Below are 15105 nucleotides of genomic sequence, written 5' to 3'. Positions count from 1 at the left end.
TGTCTAAATGCAGGTGTCTGTTATGCAGACTTTTATAGGGTTGCAGCGCCGATAACGCCGCCGGCATATTGCGCCGGCCGGCGGCAAAAAACAAGATGCGATTTACTCGGTCAGGCTCATCAGGCTGGCATTGCCCCCCGCCGCCGTGGTGTTAACCGACAAGGCCCGCTCAAGCAGCAGGCGGTAAAGGTTGCAAACACCCGCTTTAGCTTCGATCAGCGGGATAATCGCACCTTCGCGTGCCGCCAGTTCAAGGCGCAAACCACTTGCCCGGGCGCTGTTGCCATCATGCAACACCGCATCGATTTCCCCTTGTTGCGGTGCATCCGCTAGCCCCAGCCACGGTGCCAACACCTCGGCCAGCACCGCATTCTCGGCCTGACGCGCCACCAACACCCGGTTGCCGCAGGCAAAGGCTGCCACCAGCATGCCCAGCAGGCTCTCGCGGTCATCACTCAGACAAGCCACCACTCCACGCGGGGCAAAGCGCAGGGTATTGTGCTCGCCGGTCGGCCCGGGCAGGACACAGGTCAGGCCCAGCGGGCTATGCGTACGCGCCCAATTCAAGCGTGCGCGCAAAGCCGTCAGCGCCTCGGCCGGTGCCAGTGCCGGCAAGGCCGCTTGCAATGCGTCCAGTGCCGGCAAGGCAACAGGGGCCGCCTGCCCCAGAGCAGGGCTCCACGCGCCACGCGTCAGACGATACAGATAAAGCGGGCCGCCCGCCTTGGGCCCGCTGCCGGACTTGCCCTCGCCGCCGAAAGGCTGCACGCCGACCACGGCACCGACAATATTGCGGTTGATATAGATATTGCCGGCCTTCACGCCGTGCGCGATGCGCGCCATGGTTTCGTCGATACGGGTATGCACGCCGTGGGTCAGGCCGTAGCCGGTAGCGTTAATCGCGCTGATCACCCGATCCAGATCGGCCGCGTCATAGCGCAGCACATGCAACACCGGCCCGAACACTTCGCGCTTGAGCTCGGACAGATCGTTAATCTCCAGCAGCACCGGCGCAACAAAGCTGCCATTCGCACATGCCTGCGGCAGTGCCAGCTGATGCACATCGCGCGCCACGGAACGCATATGCTCGATATGGGCAAGCAAACCGGCACGCGCCTCTTCATCGATCACCGGGCCGATATCGGTATTGAAATGTGCCGGATTGCCGATGCAAAGCTCATTCATCGCCCCCTTGAGCATGGTGATGACTTTGTCGGCGATATCATGCTGCAAATAGAGCACGCGTAGCGCCGAGCAGCGCTGGCCGGCCGAATCGAAGGCCGAGTTCAATACATCGCTCACCACCTGCTCGGGCAAGGCCGAGCTGTCGACGATCATCGCGTTCTGGCCACCGGTTTCGGCAATCAGCGCCACTTCATCCTCGCGCCGTGCCAGCGTGCGGTTAATCAGCTGCGCCACCTCGGTCGAGCCGGTAAAGATCACACCCTGTATGCGCTTATCGCTTGTTAACGCCGCCCCGACCACTTCACCGCGCCCCGGCAGGAACTGCAGTACATCGCGCGGCACACCGGCTTCATGCAGCAGGCGCACGGCGAATGCGGCAATCAGCGGCGTCTGCTCGGCCGGTTTGGCCAGCACGGTATTGCCGGCGGCCAGAGCCGCCGCCACTTCACCGGTAAAGATCGCCAGCGGGAAGTTCCACGGACTGATGCACACCACCGGACCCAAGGCCGGCTGGGCGGCATTGTCGAAATGGGCAGTCATTTCGCTAGCGTAATAGCGGCAGAAGTCCACCGCCTCGCGCACTTCGGCGATGGCATTGGCCAGCGTCTTGCCTGCTTCGCGCACCGCGAGCGCCATCAGCGCCGGCATGTTCTCTTCCATCAGCGCCGCCATGCGCATCAGGCAAGCGGCACGTTCGGCCGGCAACTTCGCGGCCCACTCCGGCGCCGCCGCCGTCGCAAACGCCAGCGCACGGCCGACATCGGCCACGCTGGCTTCGATCACCGTCCCCACCGTATCCGAGTGATCAGCCGGATTCATCACCGCCAGGCGCGCGCCCTCGCCCACATCGCCATCGGCCAGCATCGGGCAGGCCTGCCAGCTTTGCGCTTCGGCGCTGGAGAGCGCGATCTGCAAGCTGGCCAACACCTGTTCATTGGCCAGATCCAGCCCGCGCGAGTTGGCGCGCAGCGGCGCGAACAATTCGGACGGCAACGCAATCTTGCCATGCGGCACACCGGCAAGATCGGCAGCTTGTCGCACCGGGTCGGCCACCAGCTCGGCAATCGAGACATTCTCGTCGACGATGCGGTTAACAAAAGACGAGTTGGCACCGTTTTCCAACAGGCGGCGCACCAGATATGCCAGTAGCGTCTCGTGCGAGCCGACCGGCGCATAAATGCGGCATGGCTTGTCCAGATGATGCGAACCGACCACCTGGTCGTATAAGGTTTCACCCATGCCGTGCAGGCACTGGAATTCGTAATCCTTGCCGGCGGCCAGATGGTAGACGGCGGCTAAGGTGTAGGCATTGTGCGAGGCAAATTGCGGATAAATCGCATCCTGTGCCGCCAGCAGCTTTTTGGCGCAGGCAAGATAGGACACATCGGTGTAAACCTTGCGCGTATACACCGGAAAACCGGACAGGCCGTCAACCTGCGCGCGCTTGATTTCGGCGTCCCAATAAGCGCCTTTGACCAGACGCACCATAAAGCGGTGGCCACTGCGGCGCGCCAGATCGACCAGATAGTCAATCACATAAGGGCAACGCTTCTGATAGGCCTGCACCACGATGCCGATGCCGTCAAAGCCGGCGAGGTCGGCATCATTGGCCAGCGCTTCGACCAGATCAAGCGAAATCTCCAGCCGGTCGGCTTCTTCGGCGTCGATATTGAGGCCGATATCGTACTGTTTGGCCAGTAAAAACAAGCCCTTCAGGCGCGGCAACAGTTCGGCCATCATGCGCGCATGCTGCATGCGGCTATAGCGCGGATGAATGGCGGAGAGCTTGACCGAAATCCCCGGCCCCTCGTACACGCCGCGGCCATTGGCGGCGCGGCCGATGGCGTGAATGGCGGTGACGTAGTCGGCCAGATAGCGCTGGGCATCGGCCTCGGTCAGCGCCGCCTCCCCCAACATATCGTAAGAAAAACGGTAGCCGCGCGCTTCGCGGGCACGACCGTTTTCCAGGGCCTCGTCTATGGTCTCGCCGGTGACGAACTGCTTGCCCAGCATGCGCATCGCCATATCCACGCCCTTGCGGATCAGGGGCTCGCCGCCCTTGGCGATCAGGCGCGTCAAGGCCGAACCCAGGCCCTGCTCGCTATGCGAACCCACCAGCTTGCCGGTCACCACCAGCCCCCAGGCGGCGGCGTTGACAAAGAGCGAGGCGCTATTGCCCAGATGACGCTTCCAGTCGCCCTTGGCAATCTTGTCGCGGATCAGGCGGTCGGCTGTGGCTTTATCCGGAATGCGCAGCAGCGCCTCGGCCAGACACATCAAGGCCACACCCTCTTCGGAGTCCAGCGTGAACTCGTGCATCAGCGCATCCACCCCGCTGGCCTTGCTCCGCTCGCGCCTGACCTCGCTCACCAGCCGGCCGGCCATCTCCTGTACCGACTCGACCATTTCGCTGGCCATGGCCGCTTGCGGCAACAGGCTTTGCACGCACTCACGCTCGTCGCGGCGGTAGGCGGAAGTAATGGCAGCGCGCAACACGCTCTGGCCATGGGCAAACGGCAAAAATTGCATGGTATGTCCTTATGTGTTCTGGCCTGACATCGGCTCACAATGCATATTGTATCCAAAATCAAACCAAGCACTGGTTTTTGTCATATCCAGACACGCTTAAATGCTGGCGAATGTCGTACGCAGGCAACAAGCCCTAAGGCTACAATAGCCGCAGCCCCTGCCGGGCAAGGACACTGTATGCACAGCCAGCGCTGCCCATGGTGCGGCACCGACCCCTTATATATCGCTTATCACGATAGCGAATGGGGCGTGCCCAGTCATGATGACCGTCATCTGTTCGAGATGCTGCTACTGGAAGGCGCGCAAGCGGGTCTGTCGTGGATCACCATACTCAGAAAGCGCGAAGGCTACCGCCGCGCCTTTCACGGCTTCGATCCGCAGCGCGTAGCGGCGATGAGTGACGAAGAACTGCAAGCGTTGCTGCTGGATTCATCCATCGTGCGCAACCGGCTGAAAATCGCCAGCGCCAGACGCAATGCCCGCATTTTTGTCTCCATGCAGCAAACGCACGGCAGCTTCGCCAGCTGGCTATGGGCGCATGTGGATGGTCACCCGCAAATCAACACGCCAAAGAGCATGACCGAGGTGCCGGCCAGCAGCACGCTATCGGATACGATCAGCCGCGAACTGAAACAGGCGGGCATGAATTTTGTCGGCAGCACGGTGATCTACGCTTTTTTACAGGCAACCGGTGTCATCAATGACCACCTGATGAGCTGCCCGCAACGGAACAACCGGGGTCAAGCCCATGCTCTCCCGCCCTTCTCCTATACTCAAGAGCCACCTCAGGCATAGCCGCGACTTAGGAGAAAACGGATGAATAACCATCTGGCAACGCGCATTAAACAATGGGAGCAGAGCCTTGTGAAAAATGCCGCACACTGCGACATCAGCAGCTCGTCCGTACGCATCATTAAAGTGCCACTACCCGTTGCCCTTCAGCGTGAGCTGGATGCGCTGGCCGGAGTGTTGAAATACGATGCCGGCTGTCTGGCGGGCGAGCTTTTGGCTGCGGCCTTGCAAGACACCCTGGCGCAATTACCCGGCGCGCTGGCACAGCAGCTTGAAACGGATAAAGCGGAGCAGGCACGCCGCCATGCCGAGGCTGAGGCTGAAGCGCTGCGTTTTGATCCGGGTCGTACCTGAGCCTGAAAAGAGCTTGGCAGCAGGCGGTCCATCCGCCGGGCTGCCGGCATAAACTGATATTGCATCCCGGCAAAAAATTGCCGCCAGCCATACTACAAAACCCCAGTCCCCACAGTGACTTACCACCGCATCTAGCTATTCAATACGGGTTAAACACTAAATACAGTAAAAACCCGCTTGCCCAGCACAAGGGCGATGCCGTAAATTACGCCTCCTAATCCGGTGCCCGTCCCGCAAAACAGCGGGCGCCTCCCAACTTTGCCATACCGCACACATGCGGTGCCCGGCACAATGAAAGCACACCCGAATGTTGCAAGTGATCAAGCGCGATGGCGCCATCGTGTCCTACGACAGCGAAAAAATTGCCCATGCCTGCCTGCGTGCAGCGCAAGCTGCCGGGCATCCACACGCTCAAACACTTGCCATGGCGACCGCCAGCCAGGTGGAGACGCTGTGCCGTGCCCAGCAACAGGACAAACTGGATATCCCGGCCATCCAGCAAAGGGTGGAAGATGTACTGATGCATAATGCGCCGGATGTAGCACGGGTCTATATCCAGTACCGCCACGAGCGCGACAGCATCCGGGCGCAGGGTTCGGAGCTGCACGCCAAGCTGATGGGGCTGGTGCACAAGACCGATCTGGAAGTCACCACGGAAAACGCCAACAAGGACGCCAATGTGTTTCCGGTGATGCGCGACCTGATGGCCGGCATCGTGTCCAAGCAGTTTGCCAGCACCTTTTTGCCCAAGGACATTCAGGAAGCCCACCGCGACGGCGACCTGCACTACCACGATCTGGACTACGCGCCGTTTCTGCCGTTTACCAACTGCTGTCTGGTCGACCTTAAGGGCATGCTGGAAAACGGCTTCCGTCTGGGCAATGCCAAGATAGAAAGCCCGAAATCCATCGGCGTCGCCTGTGCGGTCACCTCGCAAATCATCGCCCAGGTCGCCAGCCACCAGTATGGCGGCACCACCATTCCCAATATCGACCAGACGCTGGCGCCCTATGTCGCCAAGACCTATCGCAAAAATCTGGAACTGGCGGCGCAATACCGTATTCCCGAGCCGGAAAACTACGCGCGCGAACGCACCGAAAAAGAAGCCTATGACGGCATGCAGGCGTGCGAATACGAAATCAACACCCTGTTCAGCTCCAACGGCCAGCAGCCTTTTGTCACCTTCTCCTTTGGCATGGGCCTGAGCTGGGAAGAGCGCATCATCCAGCAAGCCATTTTGCGCATCCGCATCAAGGGGCTGGGCAAGGATGGCATTACGCCAGTCTTTCCCAAACTGGTGTTCTTTATCGATCACGGCATCAACCTCGCGCCGCAAGACCCCAACTACGACATCAAGCAGCTGGCGCTGGAGTGTGCGTCCAAACGCATGTATCCGGACATTATCTCGGCCGCGCTCAACCGCCAGATCACCGGCTCCAGCGTGCCGGTGTCGCCGATGGGCTGCCGCAGCTTTTTGTCGGCATGGAAAAATGCAGAAGGCGAGGAAGTGCTGGACGGGCGCAATAATCTGGGCGTGGTCAGCCTGAACCTGCCGCGCATCGCCCTGCAAGCAGCAGGCGACCACGCCGCCTTTATGGCACTGCTGGATACGCGGCTGGCGCTATGCCGGCGCGCGCTGATGACGCGCATCGAACGCCTGCGCGGGGTCAAGGCCAGTGTCGCCCCCATTCTTTATACCGAAGGCGCATTCGGCGTGCGCCTGCAGCCGGACGACGACATCACCGCCTTGTTCGAACACGGCCGTGCCTCGATTTCGCTGGGCTATATCGGCCTGCATGAAGTCGGCAGCCTGCTGTTTGGTCAGCATCCGCTGGACAGCCCAGCCTGCCAGCAGTTTTTGCAGCAAATCGTGGCACATATGAGCGCCGCGACCAAGGCCTGGAGCAAGGCGTCCGGTTACGCCTTCTCGCTGTATTCCACGCCGAGCGAGTCGCTCTGCCACCGCTTCTGCAAACTGGACCAGGCGCGTTTTGGCGACATCGCCGGCATAACCGACAAAGGCTATTACACCAATTCTTTTCATCTGGACGTGTACCGCAAGGCCAATCCGTTCGAGAAGCTGGACTTCGAGGCCGGCTATGCCCGCCATGCCAGCGGTGGCCATATCAGCTATGTCGAGCTGCCCAATATGCAGCACAACCTCAAGGCACTGGAAAGCATCTGGGACTATGCGCTGGCGCGCGTACCCTACTTCGGCACCAACACGCCGGTGGACTCCTGTGGTGCCTGCGGCTTTATGGGTGAGGCGCTGGCAACCGAAACCGGCTTTTGCTGCCCGGCCTGTGCCAACACCGATAGTGCTTCGCTCTCGGTCACGCGCCGTGTCTGCGGCTATCTGGGCAGCCCCAATGCGCGCCCGTTCAATGCCGGCAAGCAAAAGGAAGTGATGCGCCGGATCAAGCACCACGCAAACTGAGCGCAAACATGCATTACGCCCGCTTTTACGGCTGCGATCTTGTCAACGGCGAAGGCATACGTGTCACCCTGTTTGTCAGCGGTTGTCTGCATGCCTGCGCCGGCTGCTACAACCGCAGCACCTGGGACCGCAAATCCGGGCAACCCTTCACCGCGGCAGTCGAGGCCGAGCTGCTGGATTTATGCGCCAGTCACGACGGGCTCAGCCTGAGCGGGGGCGACCCGCTGCATCCGCACAACCGCGCCGCTATCGAGTCGCTGTGCCGCGCCTTCAAGACGCGCTACCCGCACAAGGATATCTGGCTGTGGACCGGCTACCGCTATGAAGACATCAGCACGCTGACGCTGCTGCGCTATATCGATGTGCTGATCGACGGCAAGTATGAACAAGACCTGCCGACAAGCAAGCCGTGGCGCGGCTCGGACAACCAGCGTCTGTTCCGCCTGACAAAACAGCCAGAACCGGCCTGCGCCTGAAATCGCGCGGGTTCTATCCGGCCATGGCGGCAAGGCTTTTCGGCTGCAGCGCCATCAAGCGCCCCGCTTACCAAACTCAAACATCGGCTCGCCCATTACCCTGCCCCATACGGCCCATGGGCTACGCGCTTGCGCGCACGCTCGCCGGCAAGTAGCAAAGCGTCAATCAGCACAAATGAGCTCTAAACAGGGAGAAAACAGGCGCAATATCGGGGCGAGCATCCTAAAGATGTGCACCATGGGATACGCAAAGACAGAACAAAGGAAGTATCGCGAGAAAGGCAGGCAAAAAAAATGCCCCGGGAAAAACCCGAGGCACACAATGCAAACAACAAAGGAGAAACCATATGAAGCAAGTTAATATTAGCAAATGACTATATTTGATACAATAGCCATAACCCAATATCGACATTCAATGTCGCAAAAGGCCAAGTCATTCTCAGCAGCAAGCGACCCGCCACACCGGCAGTGCAGCGCGGGAAAACACACAAGTCGCGCCATCTGCGGCAATCACGTGTAAAATGGCGCTTTCCCTATCGCTGGCGCTGCTGGCGACAGGCGTATTTTCTAGCAAAAGGCAACAAGCATCACCATGGCTCAAACCAAAGAAACTGCACTGGGTGAAGCCCTGAAGGCTGCCGTGCAATCCATTAGCAAGAAGAAGCAAACCGAGATGATTGCCGGCCACCTCTATACCAGCTACCCGGTTTTCAAGCAGTTCAAGCCGCTGGCAATCGGTATCCATGAGGCACTGGGCGCGGCACTGCCCCAGTACGAAGCCCAGCTGATCGGCCGCGTGCTGTCCAATCACTGCCGCAAACCACGCTACCTGAAATCGGTTGCCCGTGGCGGCAAGCGCTTTGCGCTGGATGGCAAACCCGCAGGCGTGGTCAGCGACGAAGAAAAAGCCGCCGCCCACAAGCAGTGCGAAGACTTAGAAGCGCGCGCCCAACTGGCCGCCCAGACGGCCAAACCGCTGGCAAGCAAGCCGGCCGAAGAAAGCACGACAGAGGCCGCACCACCAGCGGCGGAATAAAGCGCTTTATTCTGCTCTTTAAGCAGCACACACCACGCCGCCCGCGTTTTTTCGCCGGCGGCGTTGGTTTTTTGCGACACTCCAAAATCCGGCGCCCAGCCTTGTCGCGCCTGCTTCTCCCGTTTCCCTGTTGCCCTATTTAACCTGCCCCAACATACCTACTTGTCACCTCTTGATTTTTGGTGCAATATTCAAGATATGGAAAACAACGACACCCCCCCCCCTCCCCCGCCGCATGGCGGTGCTCGCATAGGGGCTGGACGCAAAAAAGGCAGTGGCCGCTTTAGTACCGATGAGCCCTTGGTGCAGATACGCGTACCCGCCTGCGACAAACCGGCAGTCATCAATTTTGTCGAGCGCCGTCTGGCCGCCCGCTTGGCGCAGATGCTGTCGCCGGCCGAGTTGGCCATGCGCTATCCGGGCGTAATTTTCCTGCCGGATCCGCAGGCGCAAGCGGCCGAAGTGCCGGTATTCGCCAGCCGGGTGCGCGCGGGTCTGCCCTCGCCGGCCGATGACCAGATTGAAGATATGGTCGATCTGAATCGCCTGCTGCTGGACGATGCACGCGAGCGTTTTATGGTACGGGTCAAGGGTGACTCGATGATAGAAGCCGGCATTGCCGAGGGGGATTTGCTGGTGGTGGATCGCAAGCGCGAAGCCCGCCACGGCGATATCGTACTGGCGGCGATTGATGCCGAGCCGACCGTCAAGCGCCTGTTCCGGCGCGACGGCCGTCTGGCGCTGCTACCCGAAAACAGCAGTTATGCCCCTATCGAGCTGAACGACGGTCAGGAGTTACTGATCTGGGGTGTGGTGACCAGCTGCGTCAAACAATTCTGAAGCCTAGCCGGACGAAAGGAAATGCGATGTCCTACAGCCTGTCTTATTCTGCCCGCCTTGCCCGCCGCCAGGCGCGCGATGACCTGCCGCAACGCCGCCGCACCCTGCTTGGGCTGGCCATCGTTGCCGCCAGCCTCCTGCTCAGCGCCAGTCTGTTACTGGCTGCCGGCCTGCCCAAGGCCGGCCAGCAGCATGTGACGGCAATAGAATACGGCAGTGAATGGCCGCTGACCCTATCCGAAGGCGATCTGGCCTGCCACGACAATGGCGCCATCACGCTCAAAAGCACAGAAGGCACCGAGTATGCACTGAACGACAAAGCCTTGGGGCAAGGCTATCCGGCACCGCTGGCCGTATGGAAATACGACGAAAACATGGCCAGCGGCGTTAATCTGCCACTGACGCCACTGATCCAACACGGTGCCCAGCTGTGCCGACCCAAGCCGGCCTGATCAGCGCCACTCGATTAAGGAGATTCCCAGTCCGATGCCCTGATTGTGGAAGTTGTAGTTTTGCAGCGAATCGCCCCAGCCGTTAAAGGCTTGCACATAACCATGCAGATTGCCGGAAATCGGGAATGCCCACTCGAGCTGGAAGAAGGAACGGTTAGGCGTCCCGCTGCCAAACTTAAGATTATTGCGCCAGGTCAGCGAAAACACATTACCCCGCCAGGGATAGACGGCAACCGTTTCCATGCGCCCGACAAAATCGCTGACATCCGGATTATTGTCGCCTGTTGCACTCTCCGGAATGCGCCACCATGGCTTGACCACCACAGACAAGTCTCCCGAACTCAGACCGAAGCTGGTATACAGCCGGTTCCATGAGCGCGACAGCGGATTGGTTTCGCCATTTGACTGATGCACGGCGCCCACATTGATCATTTTAAGCTTGAGCCAATCCGGCCCGGCATTCAGCGGGAAAGTAGCCCAGAGCTCGGGCTGGTAATCGGTCTCCCTGAACGGTGACGAATTACGGCTATCGTAGGACTGCCAGAAGCTTTGCTGGGTATAGGCCCCCCACAAATCCACATCCGAACCCAGGACGTCCTGCCAGAGCTTGGTTTTGAATGAAAGCTGGATTTTGGTTTCCAGACGGTCGTAATCCTGACTGCCACGACGCGAACAATTGAGCGGATTAGGAGAGCACGGATCATTGTTGATGTTTTTACGCCATGACAAAGGCAGGATATACATCGGCTGATAAGGCTTGATGCGGAAGGTGCCGTCCTGATATTGCGGCTCCAGCTCCCACCGCTGTGCCAGCGTCTGTGCCCCCAGCCCGCTGGTATCCCCCCAGCCATCCTCATGTAGTGCCGGAGACGGGGCCGCCATCGCGAGCGGCAAAGCCTGCGCCGCCATGGTTGATGCAGGCACAGACACCTTGGAAACCGGCTGAACCACACCGTTTAGCCGGTCATAGCAGGCGAGCCGCCCCTGATCATCGGCAATAGCCCGACACTCGGCCATGTCGCCTGCCCATGCCACCCCATGCCCAGCCAAAGCCAGCAAAACCCACCACGGCTGAATATTCATGCACCACCTTTAAATAAACGATAACTTGTCGATTATTCAGGATAGCAATTGAAATACAAAAACCATGCTGGGTGGCACACAAAAAACATAAAACTAGATATCTTCGGACATAAAATCGACACGCCCCAAGCGGGCTGCCTCACGCAAAGCAGCAAAGTCGCGTTCATTCTGAGCGGCATAATCAAGCGCAAACTCAGCAATCGCATCGGCTAGCACAGCACTTTTACCGATATAACCGGCGATCACCGCCGCATCACCCGAACGGGCATGGGCGCGTGCCAGCGCCCAGCCGGTATTGCGTGCAAAACCCAGCATATTGCCCGGGCTAAAGATTTCCACCATCGGCTTGACCTTAACATCGCGCAATTGGCGGATATACATCTGCCGGCCTTGCACCCCCACCAGATGACCGAGAAAGACATCGGATGCGGCTTGCATCAGGCGCTGACCAAACACCACCCGCTCGCCATTGCTGGCAAAAGGTTCAACATCGACATACGGTGCCAGCACCGATGAACGCGCCTCCTTCACCTGCAAAAAAAGCGCATCCTCCTCGGCGGCAAAAAACAGGGCAATCGCGCATAGCGTCCCTACACTACCGACCCCAACCACCTTGATCGCAATATCGGCCAGCTCGTAACGGTCAAACAGCATCCGTCGCTCCGGCGGCAAAGACTCGCGATAGCGCCGCAGGTTTTCACGCACGGCCTCGTCCATCGCCGCTTCGCGCATGGTATCGAGGTGGTAAATCAAAGGCGGCATATCCTTGATGCGCGGCTGGCCTTTGTCCATATGCGCAAGTTTGACGAACTCGGTCGCCGAATCCCGCGCCAGCGCCTTTTCCAACAGTTTTTTACGCCGCCGACGAAGTGCAGCATCTTCCGTTTGGGCGATCAGTTCCTCGTAATCGAGATAGGCATACCAGGCGTTTAATGTCGACATCTGCGCCAGTTCGCGCAATTTGTCACGATAGCAATCGACCACATGGGCCGCAGCGGCACGGCCATCCGACGACTTGTGCCCATTGTGGTGACTGGCAATGGCAAAGCTTGCGGCTAAACGCTTGAGATCCCACTCCCAGGGAGCCGGATATGTTTCATCAAAATCATTGATGTCAAAAACAATGCGCCGCTCCGGCGTTGCAAAGGCACCGAAATTCATCAGGTGACAATCCCCGCATGCCTGTACCGCCAGCCCCGTCGCTGGCGTCAGCGACAGATCCGATGCCATGATGGACGCCGCACCGCGATAAAAAGCAAAGGGCGAAGCCAGCATGCGCCCATAGCGGATAGGCAATAAAGTAGGATCCCGCCCCTCGCTGGAGGCGATCAAGATATCGACCGAGTCAGGACGATCGGCCGACGGCGTAAAGCCGGCATGCGACTCGCGCGGACAACTCACCCGCAATGCACGCCCTGCCTCGTATCGCTCTTCACGCGTACGCAAATGTGCCGGCTTTCTCAAGTAGGCAGCATCAATCGGGGTACGGTAAGGTCCGTGATGGCTTCCTGCCGTATCGTGCCGGCTGGACTGGCCTTGTTGCCTTGGCTTGTGATGTGCGGTCATGACGGGGCTTTCTGTCAAAGAGGTAAGCGGCAAATTGCCTGGGTTCAACCCATTCACTGTAGGCAATCACCGGTACAAAATTAACTCCCTGTCCGCGCATCACCACCAGGCATGAAAATGATGCACCGGGCCTATGCCCCGTCCCAGCTGCAACTGTTCGGCAGCAGCCAGCGCCCCATCCAGCCAGGCTTTGGCATCGACAATACTCTGCGACCAGCCATCGCGCTGCGGGCGTAGCGCACACAAGGCGGCCGACAGGCTACAACCGGTGCCATGGGTATGGCGCGTCGCCACACGTGCCGAGCAAAAGCGCAACGCGCCCGCCTGCGTCACAAGCCAGTCCGGACTCTCCTGCGTATCCGCCAGATGGCCCCCCTTCATCAATACCGCCTGTGCACCCTGTTGCAGCAACTGTTCACCCTGACGCAACATTCCCTCTTCATCGCGAGCGACGGCGCAACCCAGCAAGGCCGCCGCCTCGGGCAGATTGGGCGTCACCAAGGACGCCAGCGGCAATAAACGCTCGCGCAGCGCACCGACCGCCTCGGGTGCGAGCAAGGCATGGCCGCCCTTGGCAATCATGACCGTGTCCAGCACAAAATGGCGCGGCTGCCACTGCGCCACCACCTCGGCAACCGCATGGATAATGCCGGCATTGGCCAGCATGCCGCACTTCATGGCGTCGACCCGGATATCGTCAAATACGGCGTCACACTGCGCACGCACGAAATCGGGCGCCACGGCACTCACCGCATGTACCCCCTGGGTATTTTGTGCGGTCAGCGCGGTAATCACGCTCATGCCGTAAGCGCCCAGCGCGGAAAAGGTTTTCAGATCGGCCTGTATGCCGGCGCCGCCGCTACAGTCCGAGCCGGCAATCGTTAAAACACGGGGAATCATGCATTCACTCCAAACAGGGAAACAAGCTTGCGGGTCGCATCCTCGGGATGCGCTGCCGCGCAAATGGCGCTGATCACGGCCAGACCATCGACACCACAGGCGACGACATCAGCGGCGTTATCCAGTCCGATGCCCCCTATGGCCACCAAGGGCACACCGGAGCCCGGCATGAGCTGCGCCAAGGCGGGCAAACCCAGCGCTGGCGCGGCATCGGGTTTGCTGGTGGTCGCAAACACCGGCCCCACCCCCAGATAATCGATAGCCGTGTCCTCAAGCGCAGCCAGCTCGCTTGCATTGCTGACCGACAAACCAACGATCGCATCCGGCCCCATTAACTGGCGCACCCACGCCGGCGGCAGATCCTGCTGCCCCACATGCACACCATCGGCCCCCACTGCCAGCGCAACGTCCACATGGTCATTGATAATCAGCGGCACATTCGCCGCGCGGCATAGCGGCAGCAAGGCCAGGCCGGCTTCGACCCATTGGCGTTTTTTCCACTGCGGCGCACGCAGCTGCACCACACCGACCCCTCCGGCCAGCGCCGCCTGCGTCACGCTTAACATGCCGGCCAGACCGCCGCACAGATCGGGGTCCAGCACCAGATACACCCGGTAATCGACAGGCTTCATGCCGGCCACCGTGCGCGCAGCATCGCGCCGTCTATCGCCGACAAGCCATCCAGCAAGGCTACGGAAAAGCTGCCCGGCCCCCGACTGTGCTGCGCCGCCTGTTCGCCGCCCAGCTTCATCAGCGCACAGACGGCAGCGGCGGCATCAAGGCGGCTCTCTTTAAGGGAACAGGCGGCGGCCACCAGTGCCGACAAGGCACAGCCGGTACCGGTCACCTGCTGCAAGCGCACATCGCCGCCATGAATGGCCCGCACCTGCCCACCCTGGCACAAGTAATCCGTCGCACCGGTCACAATCACCAGCGTGTCGTACTGCTGCGCCAGCTGGCAGGCACACGCCAATGCCTGCTCGCTGGCATCCAGACTATCCACCCCGCGCCCCTGTCCGGCTTCCCCGGCGAGCGCGCGAATTTCGGCGGCATTGCCACGAATGGCCGCCGGGCTCTGCGCCAAAAGCGCATGGCAAAAATCGCGACGGAACGACAAGGCCCCGACCGCGACCGGGTCCAGCACCCAGGGTGTACCCGCGCGGCGCGCGGCAGACACTGCCAAACGCATGGCCTCAGCCTGCGTGCAGTCCAGCGTGCCTACATTGACCAGCAAAGCCGAGGCCAGCGCGGCAAATTCGGCAACTTCTTCGCGGGCCACCACCATGGCGGGGGCTGCACCGCTGGCCAGCAAAACATTGGCGGTAAAATTGGCAACGACCTGATTGGTCAGGCAATGCACCAGCGGCGTAGCTTCACGCAGGGCATTCAGTGCGATGGCCGCTGCGCGGCTATCAAAAGGCAGGCTATTCACAGACTACTCCCCGGCCATGCCGC

The 15105-nt window shown here is 60.2% G+C and carries 13 protein-coding genes; 7 read left to right on the top strand and 6 right to left on the bottom strand.

Annotation, left to right across the window (positions count from 1 at the left end; genetic code table 11):
• Positions 1–102: 102 nt before the first annotated feature.
• A complete protein-coding gene (putA, locus tag M3P88_RS02895) occupies positions 103–3714 on the bottom strand; it encodes a trifunctional transcriptional regulator/proline dehydrogenase/L-glutamate gamma-semialdehyde dehydrogenase (RefSeq protein WP_249614548.1) in 3612 nt (1203 codons plus the stop codon).
• A gap of 177 nt (positions 3715–3891) precedes the next feature.
• Here putA and M3P88_RS02890 point away from each other — a divergent pair, with 177 nt between their 5' ends.
• The 7 genes from M3P88_RS02890 to M3P88_RS02860 all read left to right on the top strand — a co-directional run bounded on the left by M3P88_RS02890 (position 3892) and on the right by M3P88_RS02860 (position 10101).
• A complete protein-coding gene (locus tag M3P88_RS02890; protein ID WP_249614547.1) occupies positions 3892–4509 on the top strand; it encodes a DNA-3-methyladenine glycosylase I in 618 nt (205 codons plus the stop codon).
• Positions 4510–4530: 21 nt separating this feature from the next.
• Positions 4531–4860 carry a hypothetical protein gene (locus M3P88_RS02885; protein WP_249614546.1) on the top strand — a complete coding sequence of 110 codons (330 nt, stop codon included), beginning with the start codon at positions 4531–4533 and terminating at the stop codon, positions 4858–4860.
• Between the two features lie 307 nt (positions 4861–5167).
• Positions 5168–7297, top strand: coding sequence for an anaerobic ribonucleoside-triphosphate reductase (gene nrdD / locus M3P88_RS02880; RefSeq protein ID WP_249614545.1), 2130 nt, complete (start codon positions 5168–5170; stop codon positions 7295–7297).
• A gap of 8 nt (positions 7298–7305) precedes the next feature.
• Positions 7306–7773, top strand: a complete 468-nt coding sequence (gene nrdG, locus M3P88_RS02875) for an anaerobic ribonucleoside-triphosphate reductase activating protein (RefSeq protein WP_249614544.1) — start codon at positions 7306–7308, stop codon at positions 7771–7773.
• A 592-nt stretch (positions 7774–8365) separates the two neighbouring features.
• Complete coding sequence (locus tag M3P88_RS02870) at positions 8366–8809, top strand: ProQ/FINO family protein (protein ID WP_249614543.1); 444 nt, start codon at positions 8366–8368, stop codon at positions 8807–8809.
• A gap of 198 nt (positions 8810–9007) precedes the next feature.
• Positions 9008–9649, top strand: coding sequence for a LexA family protein (locus tag M3P88_RS02865; RefSeq protein ID WP_249614542.1), 642 nt, complete (start codon positions 9008–9010; stop codon positions 9647–9649).
• A gap of 26 nt (positions 9650–9675) precedes the next feature.
• On the top strand, positions 9676–10101 hold the full coding sequence (locus M3P88_RS02860) for a DUF2511 domain-containing protein (RefSeq protein WP_249614541.1): 426 nt from the start codon (positions 9676–9678) through the stop codon (positions 10099–10101).
• Here the strand turns inward: M3P88_RS02860 and M3P88_RS02855 are convergent, their stop codons facing one another.
• The 5 genes from M3P88_RS02855 to thiM all read right to left on the bottom strand — a co-directional run bounded on the left by M3P88_RS02855 (position 10102) and on the right by thiM (position 15082).
• The gene (locus tag M3P88_RS02855; RefSeq protein WP_249614540.1) at positions 10102–11184 is read right to left on the bottom strand and encodes a phospholipase A; all 1083 of its coding nucleotides are present in this window, start codon (positions 11182–11184) and stop codon (positions 10102–10104) included.
• A 93-nt stretch (positions 11185–11277) separates the two neighbouring features.
• Positions 11278–12750 carry a DUF2252 domain-containing protein gene (locus M3P88_RS02850; protein ID WP_249614539.1) on the bottom strand — a complete coding sequence of 491 codons (1473 nt, stop codon included), beginning with the start codon at positions 12748–12750 and terminating at the stop codon, positions 11278–11280.
• Between the two features lie 99 nt (positions 12751–12849).
• Positions 12850–13650, bottom strand: coding sequence for a bifunctional hydroxymethylpyrimidine kinase/phosphomethylpyrimidine kinase (gene thiD / locus M3P88_RS02845; RefSeq protein WP_283773071.1), 801 nt, complete (start codon positions 13648–13650; stop codon positions 12850–12852).
• Positions 13647–14282 (bottom strand): thiamine phosphate synthase, encoded by a 636-nt coding sequence (gene thiE, locus M3P88_RS02840; RefSeq protein ID WP_249614538.1) that lies wholly within the window; start codon positions 14280–14282, stop codon positions 13647–13649. The genes thiD and thiE overlap by 4 nt, the downstream gene beginning before the upstream one ends.
• Positions 14279–15082, bottom strand: a complete 804-nt coding sequence (gene thiM, locus M3P88_RS02835; RefSeq protein ID WP_249614537.1) for a hydroxyethylthiazole kinase — start codon at positions 15080–15082, stop codon at positions 14279–14281. The genes thiE and thiM overlap by 4 nt, the downstream gene beginning before the upstream one ends.
• Positions 15083–15105: the final 23 nt, after the last annotated feature.

Source organism: Craterilacuibacter sp. RT1T (assembly GCF_023502145.1).
In the GTDB taxonomy this organism is placed as follows: Bacteria; Pseudomonadota; Gammaproteobacteria; order Burkholderiales; family Chromobacteriaceae; genus Craterilacuibacter.
Note: the sequence above shows the minus strand (reverse complement) of the source record. Positions and strands in the feature narration are given on the sequence as shown.